Here is a 14,272-nt window from a genome sequence, read left to right as displayed (position 1 = left end):
CGCCGCGAGCGAATTCCGCACCGGGCCTGCCGATTCGCTCGCTCATGGGTGCCGCCAGGTGTTGACCCGCGAGGCGGTCAGGCCCTGGGCGATCAGGCCCTCGACCATCGGGACGGCCGCGGTGACCCCGTCGATCACCGGCATGCCGAGCCGGGCGGTCAGCGGTCCGACCAGGTCGGTGAGGCCGGCGCAGCCGAGGATCAGCGCCTCCGCGTCCGGCTCTCGCCGGGCCTCGGCCGCGAACACCTCGGCCAGGTGGGCCGAGCCCTCGGCGAGGTCGGCGACCGGCACGTCCACCGCGCGGACCGTGCAGCGGTGACCGAGGCCGAGTGCCTGCACGACCCGCTCGGAGTGGGCGATCGTGCGCCGCGGCAGGGTGACGATGGTGAAGCGGTGGGCGATCAGCGCGGCGGTCATCAGGGCCGCCTCGGTCATCCCGACCACCGGGCCGTTGGCCAGCTCGCGAGCGGCCGGCACCCCGGTGTCGCCGAAGCAGGCCACGACGTACCCGTCAATGCCCTGCTCTTCGCCCTTGCGGACCTGGTCGATCACGCCGAGCGCGCCCCAGGCCTCCTCGTAGTGACTCTCCACGCCGGCCACGCCGTCGGCAGGAGTGCCGCCGACGATCGTGGTGTCCGGGCGGGCGACCGTCCGGGCCGCCGCGACCACCGCATCGGTCATCGAGGTCGTCGTGTTGGGGTTGATCACCATGAGCTTCATCGCGCCGCCGCCAGCAGCCCGCAGGTGCCGTGATCGCTGACCGCGATCCGGGCCACGCTCGCCGCCCGCTTAGCCGCCGCCACCGCATCACCGCTGCTCAGATGGGCGGCCGCGAACGCACCACAGAACGCGTCCCCGGCCCCCGTGCTGTCCACCGCGGCGACGACCTCGGCCGGCACCTCGGTCAGCGTGCCGCCGTCGAACACGAGGCAGCCCCGCTCGGCCCGCTTGATGACCACGACGCCCGGCCCATCGGCCGCGAACACGCGGGCCGCCTCGCCGAGGTCATCGGTCCCGGCCAGAGCCCGCGCCTCGACCTCACTCGGCAGAAAGACATCACAGTGCCGAACGAGCGCCCGCATCTCCGGCCCGAGCCCATCCTCCTGCACATCCAGATAAATCCGGTATTCCCGGCCGGGCCTCCGCCGCTCCGCCAGCCAGGGCAGGAGCGCCACCATCGACGGATTACTCATCGCCGAGACCAGCACCCCAGACACCGGCTCTGCGCCCAGCCCCGACCCGGCGCCCAGCCCCGACCCCGCGCCCAGCCCCGACCCCGCGCCCAGCCCCGACCCCGCGCCCAGCGCCCCGCCCGGCCCCGGCTCGGCCGGGGCAGTTCGGGGCGCGGTCGGGTCGGTCGACTCCGGGAAATCCGATGGATAGACCGACATTCGGTCGAAGTGGGCCTCGCCGGTGACCAGGTCCCAGCTCCGCGACCCATCCGCCCGATATTTCACGACATTGCGAATCGTTGGCTCGGTGCGGCGTGGCATGCCGGTGGTCTGCAGGCCGGCCGCCTGCCACTCCGCCAGCGTCGAGGGCGGCAGGTCGCTGCCGATCGGGGCGCAGACGCGCACGTCCTCGATGACCAACCGGGCTCCGAGGGCCGCGAAGATCGCGTCCCCGCCGGCCTGCGCCACCCGGCGGCCATCCGGGAAGACGGCCTCGTCGACGGTCACGTTGCCGACGCACACCAGGATGACCCCCACCGCCGGGCCGAGGCCCGCCGGATCGGCGCTGGCGGACCCGGCGCCCGCCGAGCCGACGTCGGCCGAACCGACGGCCGCCGGATCAGCGCCGGCCGAACCGATGCCTACCGGGGCGAGGCCCGTCGGGTCGGCGCCGGTCACCGCTGCGCCGCCCGGAACTTGGCCATCGCGGCGTGGAAGCCCATCAGCTGGGCGGGCAGGAAGGTCAGCAGCGGGCTCAGCGCCTCCGGCACGTCCGGCAGGCGCAGCACGTCGTCGCCGAAGGCCGTCTCGGTCGCGCTGGTCACCACGTAGGCCCGGCCGCCGAAGCGCAGCGCCTCGGCCCGGGTGTCCGCCGCCCGCGGCACCGACCAGCCGCTCGGCGCGAGCAGCAGCAGCGGCTCGCCGGCCTTCTGCGAGTTGTAGTGGTGGTACTCCTCGACCTGGATCGCGAGGGCGTGATCGGGGGTGCACTCCTTGTATTTCGCCGCCCCGGCCAGGGCCGCGCCGAAGCTGGGCCCGCCCGCCGAGAACAGGAACATCCGGCTGCCGGCCTCCCGCTCGGCGATCGCCGCGATCGGCTCGCTCAGCGCGCCGATCACCTCGGCCATCAGGTCGGGAAGCCGATCCAGGTCGGCGCCGGCCCGCATCCCGGCCGGCTTCTCGCCGCCGAGCATCCCGGCCAGCTTGAGGAGCAGGGCGAGCGCGGCCGTCGACGACTGGGTCGGCCAGCCGACCCGGGTCGCCTCGATCTTCAGCGTCTGTTCACTCTCGACGTCGAGAGTGGAACCGGCGGTGTTGGTCAGGGCCAGCGTGAGAGCGCCGGCGTGCTGCGCGACCAGGGCGGCCTCGACCGTCCGGGTGGTCTCCCCCGAACTGGACAGCGCGACCACGAGCGTGTGCCGGTCGAGCACCGGCCGCAGGTAGTAGGCGAATTCCAGGCTCTGCACCGCCTCGACCGGCACGGCGAGGGCGTCCTGCAGGGCGAGCCGGGCGGAGATCATCACCGCGTACGAGTCGCCCGCCCCGACCAGATAGACCCGCTCGATCCCGCGGTCCCGGATCGCCTCGGCCGCCGCCACGAGGGTCTTCTCGTTCGCCGCCCAGGTGCGAAGCACCATCTCGGGCTGGGCGATCAGCTCCGGCCAGGTCGCCTCGGTGCGGGCGAGCCGCTTGGCGTCGAGCGGGTCGTCCGAGGGCAGCTGCAGGATCCCGGCGTGCTCGGCCGCCGAGACCCGCGCGATGACCGCCTGCTGGCGCGCATCGAGCGGACTCCCGGCCGAGATCAACGGTGACTCCACGACAACCTCCCCAGTTCCTAAGGAGGCAAACGGTATACTGTTTAACGTTTCTCTCGGATCAACAGTTGTTTCGTACCTATTAAATCCAGTGCTTATCAGCGGCGCCGTTTCTAGCGCCCAGCGTGTTGGTATACCGATTGCAGGTTGCGCTGGAGGAAGTCGCGCCACGTCCGCTCGAAGCCGCGGCTCAGCGCCGAGTGGGGCGCGAAGCGGTCCCAGGCATGGAAGGCGCGGGCATAGAGGTGGAGGTCGGCCGGGACGCCGGCGGCGTTCAGACTGCGGGCGAACTCCATCCCCTCGTCGCGCAGCAGGTCGAACTGAGCGACCGCCACGAAGGTCTCCGGCAGGCCGGCCAGATCGGTGGCCCGGCCGGGCGCGGCATACGGGTGCACGCCGTCCTTGCCGACCCGATCGCCGAGCACCGCGGCCCAGGCGAGCTGGATGTCCGGCCGGGCGATGACCACCTCGGCGGTGATCTCGAACGCCGACGGCGTTTCGAGGCGGTCGTCGAGCATCGGGTAGAGCAGGCCCAGCAGGCACGGCTGCTGCTCGTGCCGGTCACGCACCATGAGCGCGGTGGCCGCGGCCGGCGCCCCGCCCCCACTGGCCCCGGCCAGCCCGATCCGCCGCGGGTCGATCCGCAGCTCGTCCGCATGCGCCACGAGGTGCGCATAGGCGAGGTAGCCGTCCTCGGCCGCCCCGGGCGCCGGCGTCTCCGGCGCCAGCCGATAGACGACGGCAGCAAGGACGCAATCAAGATCAAGAGCCAGACCGGTGTGGTACGCGTCGTCGTCGCGCGCGTTGTCCCCGAGGACCTGGGCGCCGGCGTGGAACCAGAGCAGCACCGGGCGGTCGTCGGTGACCCCGGCCGGGCGATACAGCACGACCTCGAGCGCGGTCCCGTCCTCGCGCGGGATGCGCAGCGTCTCGATCGCGACCCGCGGGTCCGGCGGGCTCACCGGCACCTGGGCCGCGGCCGCCCGGAGCTGCGCGCGCACCCCCGGAATGTCGGAGAGCTCGATCAGGGCGCCGTTCCCGGCCTTGGGCATGGCCGCGAACGCGGCCGCAAGCTCCGGGTCGAGCGCGTCGGTGATTCCAGGCATGGTTGTCTCCCGTTCAGAAGAGGTCGGGCTGGCCGCTGCCGGCGGTGATGCCGCCGTCGACGGGCAGGATCGTGCCGGTGATGAAACGGGCGTCCTCCGACGCCAGGAAGCTGACCGCGGCGGCGACGTCGGCCGGCGTGCTGAACCCGGCGAGCGCACGCCGCTGGTTGAAGCGCTCGATCATGTCGGCGTACTCGCCGGCCAACTCCTCCGGGCCGGTCAGCGACGGGGCAACCGCGTTGACCCGGATGCCGTAGCGGCCGAGGTCGAAGGCGAGCCCGCGGGTGAAGTTGACGACCGCGCCCTTGGCCGCGTTGTAGGCGGTGAGCCGGCGGTCGCCGCCGAGCCCGGAGGCGGAGGCGATCTGCACGATGCTGCCGCGGCTCCGTTTCAGATAGGGCAGGGCGGCCTGCGCGCCGAAGAAGCAGCTGTCGACGTCGGTGGTCATCACCAGCCGCCAGTCGGCGGCGGTGGTCTCGGCGAACTCCTTGGCCAGGCCGAGCCCGGCGTTGGAGACCAGCACGTCGATCCCGCCGAACCGGGCGGCACCCGCCACGACCATCGCCCGGACCTCCTCTTCGCTGGTCACGTCGGTGGCGACGGCTAGCGCCCGGTCGGTGCCGAGTTCCGCCGCGAGATCGTCGAGGCGGTCCTTGCGCCGCGCCGCGAGCACGAGGTTGGCCCCTTCGGCGGCGAACCGCCGGGCGATGCCGTCGCCGATGCCGGAGCTGGCGCCGGTGACGACGACCGTCCGGCCGAGAAAACGTTGGTGCATGCTGACCTCTTTCCGTCAGTAACTGACGCTACAACTCGTCAGTTACTGACGCAACGTTTCGTCAGTAACTGCCGCCGATGGTAGGGTCGGGCCGTGCCCCGAAACGGTGAAGAGGTGCGGCTGCGGCTGCAGGAGGCCGCGCTCGAGCTGTACCTGGAGCGTGGCTACGACAAGACCACGACCGGCGACATCGCCGCCCGCGCCGGGGTCACCGAGCGGACGTTCTTCCGGCACTTCGCCGACAAACGCGAGGTCTTCTTCGACGGCCAGGCACAGCTGGTCGATCTGCTGACCGGAGCGGTCGCCGCGGTGCCGGCCGGCACCCGGCCGCTGCCCACCCTGCGGGCCGCGTTCCACCAGGCCGTGCCGCTGATCGAGCAAAACCTACCGGTCACCGAGCGCCGTTATCCGGTGATCGCCGCAACTCCGGCGCTGCGCGAGCGCGCGCTGGCCAAGAACGCGGCACTGGTCGACGCCCTCACGGACGCCCTGCGGGCCCGCGGCGTCCCCGATCAGCTGGCGGCGCTGTGCGCCCAGGTCGGCATGGACACGTATGCGATCGCCGTCCGCCGCTGGGGAGCCGACCGCACCGAAGATCTCCACACCCACCTCGACCGCGCCTTCAACGACCTGCGCCTGGCCACCAAGGCCCTCAAGCCCTAGCGGCCGGCGCGCCACCACAGGTAACCGGCCAGACCCAGGGCCGCGACGGCGATCGCCACCCGCAGCGGGCGCTCCGGGGTCCGGCGCACCAGCATCGGGCCCAGCCAGCTGCCGGCCAGGCAGCCGATCGCCATCAGGCCGGCCGCGGCCCAGTTCACCGGGGCGATCACCGCGTAGATCACCGCCGCCGCGAGGTTGGCGGCGCCGAGCGCGATGCTCTTGACCGCGTTGGTCACCGGGAGCGGTTCGGTCGCGCTCACCGAGAGGACCGCGAGCATGAGTACGCCCGCGGCCGCGCCGAAGTAGCCGCCGTAGACCCCGACTCCGAAGATTGCGGCGGCCAGCACCGGCCGCGGCATCCTCCGGTGCCCGGCCCAGCGCCGCAGCGGGTCGCGCAGCAGCAACAGGGCCGCGCCCAGCGCGACAAGCACCGGCACGATCCGCTCGAACGCCGACGACGGCGTGGCCAGCAGCAGCACCGCGCCGGCCAGCCCACCGCCGGCCGCGACCGCGGACAGCCGGGCCAGCCGGCGACCATGACCGCGCAGCTCCGGCCGGGCCCCGGCCGCGGTGCCGACGGTGTTGGACAGCAGCGCCACCGTGTTGGTGACGTTGGCGGCGACCGGCGGCAGGCCGACCGCCAGCAGCGCCGGGTAGCTGACGAGGGAGGCAAGGCCGGCCATCGACCCGGTCAGCCCGCCACCGACGCCGCCCAGCACCAGCAGGGCGGCGTCGCTGGGGTGCATCCGGCCACCGTACCGACGGCGGCCGGCGGCTCGGTCAGTGCCAGGCGTTGTCGAACGCCTGGAGGGCGATCGTGCACGGCTGCGGGTAGGCGCCCCGGCTGTTGACCAGCAGGGCCACGTCGACCTTGATGCTGAAGGACATCACGCAGCCGCGCATGCCCCGGCCGCCGGACATCGCCCATACGGCGCCGTGGCCGTGGTAGGTGCCGTACTTACCGCTGTAGGACTTGAGGCCGAGCCCGCCGTCGACCATCAGCGAACGAGCCGAGGCCGACACCAGCGTGGTGGTGTAGCGGACGTGCGAGATGAACGAGGCGATCCCGTTCGCGGACATGTTGTAGCCGAAGCCGCCGCAGCTCGCGACGTAGTCGGCCGGGCCCCAGCCGGCCTGGCCGCCGGTCGGGAAGGCGTACAGCTTGGTCGGGGCCGGGTCGGAGCTGTTGCAGCTGACCGGGGCGCCGGCCAGGGCCAGGACGGGCTTGAGGTAACCGAGGAACACGATCCCGGTCAGGTAGTCGATCTGGGCGGGCGTGACGTTCGGCGGCGGCGCGTCGTAGAGCTTGCTCAGGTCCACGCCGTACGCGATCTTCGGCACCAGGATCCGGAAGATGCTGAAGTTCATGTTCGCGTACTTGTAACTCTTCGAGCCCAGGTTCTGCCCGACGGCGATGCGGATGTTGTCCCACGAGCCGGTGGACTTGCCCCCGGTCGTACCCGTCGCGGTCTGGAAGTTCTGCAGCAGGCCGCTGCGGTGCGTCATCAGGTCGCGGAAGGTGATGGCGTCGACGCCGGTACCGCGTTTCCAGGCGGCCGGCAGCCACGGCCCGATCGCGCTGTCGACCGAGATGCCCTTCTGTTCGAGCAGGCGCAGGGTGGCCGCGGCGGTCACCGGCTTGCTGATGCTCGCCACCGTCATCACCTTGCTCGCCGACTGCGCCAGCGGGCTGTCCGGCGCCACCCGCGCCGAACCGACGCCGGCCTGCCGGTCGAGCTGCCCGGCCTTGCCGATCGCGTAGGCGTACCCGACCGTCTTGCCGGTCAGCGCGGCCCGCAGGTTGCGCTCGAACCAGTCCATGTCGAACGTCTTGCCGGGCGAGCCGAGGCCGAGGGACGGCGCGGTGGCCTGGGTGTCGTCGGCCTCGATGTCGAACGGCTCGGGTTCGGGCCGGGTCGGCCGGAGCAGCGCGGTCAGCATGCCGTCGGCGGTGAGCGCGGCCGTCGGGACCTGCCGCCCGATCGTGTCGACGAGCCGCTGCAACTCCGGCGGCAACGGGCCCGGGGCGGCGGTGGCCGGTGCGGCGAGGCCGCCGGCGCCGAGGATCAACGCGGAAACGACGGCTGTCGCCCGGAGGATGGTGCGCATGGTTTTCCCCTCAAAATTTGGCTACCGAGAATGAACCATGTGCCGCTCCGAGCCGTACCACTTTGTCTAGATTTCCAGCAAAGTCAGACCTTCGGCCCGACTTAAGCAAATCTTTATGGTTGTCGACCCTTGTCGATGTCTAGCCTTGGCCGCCTGGTCAGCCCGGCGGATTCGCCCGCCACCGGGCCTCGATCCTGCCTTCTCCCCCACGAGGGCAGGGAACGGAGCACCTGGTGAAACGAAAGATCCCCCTGATCATCGTGCTGGCGACCGCGACCGCGGGTTCGCTGACGATGGCCGTGCTGTCCCATTCGGCGTCGGCGGAGCAGACCTCCCCCGCCACGGCCTCTTCCTCGGCCGACTCGGTCGCGCTGGCCAAGAGCACCGCCGCGCGGGTCGTCGCGAGCCGGCCGCAAGTGCTGCACGCCGGCAAGTACGACGCGTTCCAGCAGCAGGCGGTCGCGAGCTACCAGAGCCTCACCTACGTTCCCTACGCCCGCACCTACAAGGGAGTGACGGTCCAGGGCGGTGACTTCGTCGTCCAGACCGACGCGGCCGGTCAGGCGATCTACACCTCGGTGGCGCAGTCGGCCGCGATCGGCGAGCTGCCGGTCACCCCGAAGCTGACCGCCGCTAAGGCGACCCGGATCGCCAAGGCGCAGCTCAAGACGGTGACCGGGGTCGAGGACGCCACGCTCGTGGTCGACGCGACCGGCGACACCGCCCGGCTGGCCTGGTCGGCCACCGTGGACGGCACCGGCGCCGACGGCCGCAGCCGGCTCACCGTCACCGTCGACGCGCTGACCGGCGAGGTGCTGGGCACCACCGAGCACATCACCGACGTGACCGCGACCGGGCAGGGCGCCATCTACGGCGACGTCCAGTTCGAGACCACCGGCAACGCGCTGCAGGACCCGCAGATCAACCGGCTGGTCTGCCAGGACGCCGCCAACAACCGGACCTTCACCAGCCAGGACAACACGTTCGGCAACGGCGACGGCACCGACCGGGAGACCGGCTGCGTCGACAGCTTCTTCGTCGCGCAGAAGCAGAACGAGATGCTGGCCCAGTGGCTCGGCCGGGACGGTCAGGACGGCCAGGGCGGTTCGTTCCCGCTGCGGGTCGGCCTGCAGGACCAGAACGCGTTCTTCGACGGAACCCAGGTCCAGGTCGGCTTCAACACCCGGGGCGAGTTCCTCGGCTCGGCCGACGTCCTCGGCCACGAACTCGGGCACGCCATCGACGCCACCACGCCCGGCGGCATCTCCGGCGGCAACACCTCGGAGTTCGTCGCCGACACGTTCGGCGCGGCCACCGAGGCGTTCATCAACAGCCCGAACGACAAGCCGGACTTCACCGTCGGCGAGGAGGTCGACCTGCTCGGCACCGGCCCGATCCGGGACATGCGCAACCCGCAGTCGCTCGGCGCCGACAACTGCTTCTCCGGCCAGACCGAGCGGGACGAGGTGCACGACGCGGCCGGCCCCGGCAACCACTGGTTCTTCCTGCTGTCCCAGGGCACCGGCGGCAACGGCCAGGGCGCCAGCCCGACGTGCGACAACAGCACGATCACCGGCCTCGGCATCGAGAACGCCATGAAGATCATGTTCAACGCGATGCTGCTGAAGAACTCGAACTCGTCGTACCCGCAGTACCGGGTCCTGACCCTGCAGGCCGCCAAGACCATCTTCGCGGGAAGCTGCACCGAGTTCGACACGGTGAAGGCGGCGTGGGACGCGGTCGCCGTCCCGCCCCAGAACAACGAGCCCACCTGCAACGCCTGACCGCGGGCCGAAGGGATCCCGGTGCATTCACCGGGATCCCGCCGCGGCGACCTGACCCCCGTCCGGTTCCACGGCCGGCGGCCGGGCCAGTCGCCCGAGGTGCGGGGTGGTCAGCAGGGCGACGACGAGCATCAGCTCACCCAGGGCGGCCGCGGCGATCAGAAGGCCGTAGCCGCCGCCCGGCTCACCGAACCGCGGGACGACCCGCGACGCGGCCTCGACCAGCGCCGAGCCGGGCTGGAAGAGCCGGTCGGCGAGGTAACCGCCGGCGAGGACGGCAATCGGGTACGGTCCCTGGCCGAGCAACCGCCGGGCGCCGAAGACGGACCCCTGCACCGACGGTGGGATACGTTCCTGCCAGATCGCGGTGAGCGGTGCATTCGTCAGCTGCGTCGACAGATTGCGGACGACCCCCGACGCCGCCCACAGCGCGGGGATGGTGGACAGGGCGAGCCCGATGCGCCCGAACAGCGCGCCGGCCGCGACGCCCGCCACGATCAGGCCGCGGCGGCCGGCCCGGCCGCCGACGGCCAGGATCACCGCGGAGCCCAGCAGAAGTCCGGCGGCGCCGGCCGTGGTGTAGAGACTCAGATTCCAGGGCCGGGCCGCGACGGTCGAGGAACCGAGGATGTACGCGGTCACGACGGCGTATCCCAGGCCGTTGAAAAGGGCGAGGCCGGAGAAGGTCAACTGCAGGAACCGGAACGACCGGTCGGCGAAGATGAGCCGCAGACCGGCCGCCGCACCGGCGAAGGGCCGGAACTTCTTGCCGGTGGCGGGCCCGGTGGCGGGGCCGGCCGCCTCCCACCGCACCACCGTGCAGCAGATCGCACTGAGGCCGAAGGTCAACGCGTCGATGCCGTAGACGACGGACGGCGAAGCCACGGCATACAACGCGGCGCCGAGCACCGGCCCGGCGAAGGTGGGGATGTTCTCCAGGAACGACGTGAGGCCGTTGACCCGGGTCAGGTCGGCCTCGGCGCGGATCTGCCGGACAGAGGCGGCCAGGGATACCGACAACGACGCGGACAGGAGCCCGGCGAGAAAGACCAGCCCGACGATCACCGGGAAGTGCGCCGAGACACCGAGCGCGGTGACGCCGGCCAGCCCGGCCGACACGACGCTGAGCAGCGAGTTGGACCAGATCATCGTCCGGCGCCGGCTGAAGTGATCGGAGACCGCGCCGGCCAGCGGTGCGAAATAGATGCTGCTGAGCGTGGCGGCGGCCACCACCAGCGCGAGCCGGGTGGCGCTGTGGGTCGCCGCGTAGACCGCCAGGGACAGGGAGACCGAGGCGGCCCCCGAGCCCAGCAGGGACAGGAGCTGACCACCCCAGAGGATCGCGAAGACCCGGTCGGTCCGGGTCAATGCGTGAAGCCGGGGTCCTGAGTGGTCATGTAGCGCACGATGCCTGCACCGTAGCGGTTCTCGAGCACGGCCGGGCGGCCGTCCGGGAGGCGGTGGAGGACGGTGGCGGTGATGTCGGTCAGGTCGGGGCCGATCAGGCGGGCGCCGATCAGGTCGTCGAGGGCGCCCGGAGTCACCCGGCAGTGCTCGTCGACCTGGGCGGTGCCGGCGGTCAGGATCAGGCGGCCGCCGCCGCCCGCGTAGTCCCGCAGGGACCGGTGCACGGCCGCCGACATCAGGTAGAGCATCGGCGCCACCACCAGGTCGTAGCCGTGCAGCGGCGCGGTCGGGGGCAGGACGTCGATCGGGCCGTCCAGGGCGCGGTGCCAGCGACGGGCGACCGTGTCGTAGTCGGGGTCGCGGGCCGGCAGGTGCGGCGCCTGCAGGGCCCACATCGTCTGCTCGTCGTAGAGCAGGGCGGTCGACGCCGTCACCGTCACCGGCTCGCGGTCGCGCAGCTCGGCGCCCAGCGCGCTGATCTCCTGGAAGACCGGGGTGTCCGGGCCCTCGTGCGGCACCATCGCCGGGTGCCACTGCTCGGCGCCGCCGCGGCTCGCCCGCCACTGGAAGTAGAGGATGCCGGCGGCGCCCCGGGCCAGGTAGGGCTCGGCTACCGCCCGGGCGGCGGCCGACGGTGCGTGCTCCATCAGCATCCAGGGGCGGTCGCGGGCCCAGCCGCGGGCCAGGTCGGCGGCGAAGGCGCGGTCCTCGTCGGCGGCGGGGTAGTCGTCGATCGCCACGATGTCGACCTCGCGGGACCACTGGGCGTGGTCGACCGGCACCCAGCCGCCGAGCGCGAAGTTCGTGGTGACCGGGGCCGGCGAGTCGGCCAGCAGGGCGCGCTGGGCCCGGAAGTGCGCCAGCATCGCGTCCGAGACGAACCGGCGGTAGTCGAGCAGCTGGGCCGGGTTGCCCAGGTACTGGGTGGCGCGCGGTGGCAGCACCTCGTCGAACGACGACACCCGCTGGGACCAGAAATCGGTGCTCCACGCGTCGTTCAGGGCCGCTTCATCGCCGTACCGCAAGGAAAGCCAGCGGCGGAAGGCCGCAGCGCAGGAATCGCAGTAGCAGGTCGTCCCGTATTCGTTGTGAATGTGCCAGAGGCGCACTGCGGGGTGGTCGGCGTAGCGCGACGCCAGCCGGTTGGTGACCGTCAGCGACGAAGCGAGATACGCGGGGGCGTTGACGCAGTAGGTGTCCCGGGAACCGTGGGTGAGCCGGACGCCGTCGCGGTTCACCGGCATCGCGTCCGGATGCAGCTTCGTGAACCATGGCGGCGGGGACGCGGTCGGGGTGGCCAGGCAGACGCCGATCCCGGCCTCGTGCAGCAGGTCGAGGACCTCGTCGAGCCAGCCGAAGTCGAACTCGCCCGGCCGGGGCTCCAGCCGCGACCAGCTGAACACCCCGACGGTGGCCAGGTTGACCCCGGCCCGGAGCATCAGCTCGACGTCGTCCTTCCGGACCGACGCGGGCCACTGCTCCGGGTTGTAGTCGCCGCCGAAATAGATCATCCCTTGACCGCGCCGAGGAGCATGCCCTTGGCGAAGTGCCGCTGCACGAACGGGTAGATCACCAGGATCGGGATCAGCGTCAGGGTGACCACCGCCATCTGGATGGACAGCGGGGCGATCTGCTGGGTGCCGAAGTAGGTGCCGGTCTGGGTGACGCCGGTGCCGGGCATCGGGTTGCCCTGCAGGGTGTACGTGTAGATCACCAGCTGCAGCGGCCACTTCTGGTTGTCCGGCAGGTAGAGCAGCGCGTTGAAGAAGGTGTTCCAGTAGCCGACCGCGTAGAACAGCGAGATCACCGCGACCACCGCCCGGGAGGTGGGCAGCACGATCCGGGTGAGGATCCGCCACTCGCCGGCGCCGTCCATGTAGGCCGCGTCGATCAGGTCCCGCGACGTGTTGGCGAAGAAGCCGCGCATCACCAGGATGTTGAAGACGCTGACCGCGCCGGGCAGGATCATCGACCAGTAGTTGTCGTAGCCGCCGAGCCCCGCCACCACCATGAACGTGGGGATCAGGCCGCCGTTGAAGAACATCGTGACGACCAGCAGCATCAGGATCACGCGGTGGCCCCACGAGCGGTTGCGCGACAGCCCGTACGCACAGAGGACCGTGACCAGCACCGAGATGGCCGTGCCGGCGACGGTGATGCCGAAGCTCGCGATCAGCGAGCTGATCACCAGGTTGTTGGTGAAGATCTGCCGGTACGCCTCAACCGTGATGCCGTGCGGCACCAGCACCATCCCGCCGGCCTGGTTGATCGACCCCTGGGTGGAGAAGCTGGTCAGCACGACCATGTAGAGCGGGATGAGCACGACCAGCACGATGAAGACCAGGACCGCGCCCTTGCCGGTCTGCCCGGCCGCCGTCGGCGGCTCTTCCCAGGCGGGCCGGTTGCGGTTGCGGCGGGTCTTCTCCGCCGCCGTGGCCAAAGAGGTAGCGGTCATCGTCGGTACAGTCCGTCCTCGCCGAACAGGTGGGCGACCTTGTTGGCGGTGAGAATGAGAATCAGCGAGAGCACGCCCTTGAACAGCGACGCCGCCGCCCCGAGGCTGAAGTTCGCGTTGACCACGCCGTAGAAGTAGGCGTAGGTGTCGAGCACCTCGGAGGCGTCCCGGCCGACCGCGAACCGCTGGATCAGCATCTGCTCGAAGCCGATGGTGAGCACGTTGCCGAGCTGCAGTACCAGCATCAGCACCACGATGCTGCGGATGCCGGGCAGGGTGATGTGCCACATCCGGCGCCACCGGCCGGCCCCGTCCGCGGCCGCCGCCTCGTAGAGCTGGGTGTCGATGGCGGCGAGGGCGGCCAGGAAGACGATGATCCCCCAGCCCGCCTCCTTCCAGACCACCTGCGCGGTGACCAGGAGCTTGAAGGTGTCCGGGTTGGTCATGATGTTCCACGTGCTCATGTCGTGCGCGCGCAGGAACTGATTGAGCGCCCCGGCGCCGCCGAGCATCTGCTGGAAGATCGTGATCGCCAGCACCCACGAGAAGAAGTGCGGCAGGTAGACCACCGACTGGACGAACGTGCGGATCTTGGTGCTCAGCACCGTGTTCAGCAGCAGGGCCAGCAGGATCGGCACCGGGAAGAACAGCACCAGCTGGACCAGGCTGAGGGTCAGCGTGTTCTCCAGGGCGTGCCAGAAGTACGGATCGTTGAAGAGCCGCTGGAACGTGGTCAACCCGGTCCACGGGCTGTGCCAGAAGCCCGCGTAGATGCTGTAGCTCTGGAACGCCGTCACGGTGCCGAACATCGGCGCGTAGTTGAAGACGAGAACCAGCGCGATCGCCGGCAGCGTCATCAGGACCAGCGAGCGGTCGCGCAGGAAGCGGCGGCGGCGGTCGGCCTTGCGCAGGACGCGTCGCTCGGCGCGGGTGGGCGGCGCCGGCGGCGTTGCGGCGGCGGGCGGTGCTTCGTGGATGGCCGTCAAG

General features: G+C 71.3%; 13 protein-coding genes. 2 read left to right on the top strand and 11 right to left on the bottom strand.

Annotation, left to right across the window (positions count from 1 at the left end):
- Positions 1-42: 42 nt before the first annotated feature.
- The 5 genes from Adu01nite_RS14085 to budC all read right to left on the bottom strand — a co-directional run bounded on the left by Adu01nite_RS14085 (position 43) and on the right by budC (position 4,867).
- Complete coding sequence (locus Adu01nite_RS14085; protein WP_203727189.1) at positions 43-720, bottom strand: aspartate/glutamate racemase family protein; 678 nt, start codon at positions 718-720, stop codon at positions 43-45.
- Positions 717-1,850 carry a carbohydrate kinase family protein gene (locus tag Adu01nite_RS14080; RefSeq protein WP_203727187.1) on the bottom strand — a complete coding sequence of 378 codons (1,134 nt, stop codon included), beginning with the start codon at positions 1,848-1,850 and terminating at the stop codon, positions 717-719. The genes Adu01nite_RS14085 and Adu01nite_RS14080 overlap by 4 nt, the downstream gene beginning before the upstream one ends.
- Positions 1,847-2,989 (bottom strand): SIS domain-containing protein, encoded by a 1,143-nt coding sequence (locus Adu01nite_RS14075; protein WP_203727185.1) that lies wholly within the window; start codon positions 2,987-2,989, stop codon positions 1,847-1,849. The genes Adu01nite_RS14080 and Adu01nite_RS14075 overlap by 4 nt, the downstream gene beginning before the upstream one ends.
- A 110-nt stretch (positions 2,990-3,099) precedes the next feature.
- Positions 3,100-4,092: an alpha/beta hydrolase fold domain-containing protein gene (locus Adu01nite_RS14070; RefSeq protein WP_203727183.1), complete on the bottom strand. Its 993-nt coding sequence runs from the start codon at positions 4,090-4,092 to the stop codon at positions 3,100-3,102.
- Positions 4,093-4,105: 13 nt separating this feature from the next.
- Positions 4,106-4,867, bottom strand: a complete 762-nt coding sequence (gene budC / locus Adu01nite_RS14065; RefSeq protein WP_203727181.1) for a meso-2,3-butanediol dehydrogenase — start codon at positions 4,865-4,867, stop codon at positions 4,106-4,108.
- Between the two features lie 93 nt (positions 4,868-4,960).
- On the opposite strand from budC, the gene Adu01nite_RS14060 reads away from it, so the two are divergent.
- Positions 4,961-5,530 (top strand): TetR/AcrR family transcriptional regulator, encoded by a 570-nt coding sequence (locus tag Adu01nite_RS14060; RefSeq protein WP_239132382.1) that lies wholly within the window; start codon positions 4,961-4,963, stop codon positions 5,528-5,530.
- Here the strand turns inward: Adu01nite_RS14060 and Adu01nite_RS14055 are convergent.
- Both Adu01nite_RS14055 and Adu01nite_RS14050 read right to left on the bottom strand, forming a co-directional pair.
- On the bottom strand, positions 5,527-6,276 hold the full coding sequence (locus Adu01nite_RS14055) for a sulfite exporter TauE/SafE family protein (protein ID WP_203727179.1): 750 nt from the start codon (positions 6,274-6,276) through the stop codon (positions 5,527-5,529). The genes Adu01nite_RS14060 and Adu01nite_RS14055 overlap by 4 nt on opposite strands.
- 34 nt (positions 6,277-6,310) lie before the next feature.
- Positions 6,311-7,639 (bottom strand): serine hydrolase, encoded by a 1,329-nt coding sequence (locus Adu01nite_RS14050; RefSeq protein WP_203727178.1) that lies wholly within the window; start codon positions 7,637-7,639, stop codon positions 6,311-6,313.
- Between the two features lie 233 nt (positions 7,640-7,872).
- Here Adu01nite_RS14050 and Adu01nite_RS14045 point away from each other — a divergent pair, with 233 nt between their 5' ends.
- The gene (locus tag Adu01nite_RS14045; RefSeq protein WP_239132381.1) at positions 7,873-9,423 is read left to right on the top strand and encodes a M4 family metallopeptidase; all 1,551 of its coding nucleotides are present in this window, start codon (positions 7,873-7,875) and stop codon (positions 9,421-9,423) included.
- A gap of 27 nt (positions 9,424-9,450) precedes the next feature.
- Here Adu01nite_RS14045 and Adu01nite_RS14040 read toward each other — a convergent pair whose 3' ends face one another.
- From Adu01nite_RS14040 to Adu01nite_RS14025, 4 genes are read right to left on the bottom strand one after another with little or no spacing between them, the layout of a single operon-like run.
- Complete coding sequence (locus Adu01nite_RS14040) at positions 9,451-10,791, bottom strand: MFS transporter (protein WP_203727177.1); 1,341 nt, start codon at positions 10,789-10,791, stop codon at positions 9,451-9,453.
- Positions 10,788-12,341 carry a beta-galactosidase gene (locus Adu01nite_RS14035; RefSeq protein ID WP_203727176.1) on the bottom strand — a complete coding sequence of 518 codons (1,554 nt, stop codon included), beginning with the start codon at positions 12,339-12,341 and terminating at the stop codon, positions 10,788-10,790. The genes Adu01nite_RS14040 and Adu01nite_RS14035 overlap by 4 nt, the downstream gene beginning before the upstream one ends.
- Positions 12,338-13,285, bottom strand: a complete 948-nt coding sequence (locus Adu01nite_RS14030) for a carbohydrate ABC transporter permease (protein ID WP_203727175.1) — start codon at positions 13,283-13,285, stop codon at positions 12,338-12,340. The genes Adu01nite_RS14035 and Adu01nite_RS14030 overlap by 4 nt, the downstream gene beginning before the upstream one ends.
- Positions 13,282-14,271 (bottom strand): ABC transporter permease, encoded by a 990-nt coding sequence (locus tag Adu01nite_RS14025; RefSeq protein ID WP_239132380.1) that lies wholly within the window; start codon positions 14,269-14,271, stop codon positions 13,282-13,284. The genes Adu01nite_RS14030 and Adu01nite_RS14025 overlap by 4 nt, the downstream gene beginning before the upstream one ends.
- Between the last annotated feature and the right edge of the window lies 1 nt (position 14,272).

The sequence above is a fragment of the Paractinoplanes durhamensis genome (assembly GCF_016862175.1).
Classification (GTDB): domain Bacteria; phylum Actinomycetota; class Actinomycetes; order Mycobacteriales; family Micromonosporaceae; genus Actinoplanes; species Actinoplanes durhamensis.
Note: the sequence above shows the minus strand (reverse complement) of the source record. Positions and strands in the feature narration are given on the sequence as shown.

What these genes read in the sequence shown, in the direction of transcription:
- Adu01nite_RS14050 (WP_203727178.1), bottom strand. Translation starts at nt 7,639, where the DNA reads ATGCGCACCATCCTCCGGGCGACAGCCGTCGTTTCCGCGTTGATCCTC.
- Adu01nite_RS14055 (WP_203727179.1), bottom strand. Translation starts at nt 6,276, where the DNA reads ATGCACCCCAGCGACGCCGCCCTGCTGGTGCTGGGCGGCGTCGGTGGC.
- budC (WP_203727181.1), bottom strand. Translation starts at nt 4,867, where the DNA reads ATGCACCAACGTTTTCTCGGCCGGACGGTCGTCGTCACCGGCGCCAGC.
- Adu01nite_RS14030 (WP_203727175.1), bottom strand. Translation starts at nt 13,285, where the DNA reads ATGACCGCTACCTCTTTGGCCACGGCGGCGGAGAAGACCCGCCGCAAC.
- Adu01nite_RS14035 (WP_203727176.1), bottom strand. Translation starts at nt 12,341, where the DNA reads ATGATCTATTTCGGCGGCGACTACAACCCGGAGCAGTGGCCCGCGTCG.
- Adu01nite_RS14070 (WP_203727183.1), bottom strand. Translation starts at nt 4,092, where the DNA reads ATGCCTGGAATCACCGACGCGCTCGACCCGGAGCTTGCGGCCGCGTTC.
- Adu01nite_RS14085 (WP_203727189.1), bottom strand. Translation starts at nt 720, where the DNA reads ATGAAGCTCATGGTGATCAACCCCAACACGACGACCTCGATGACCGAT.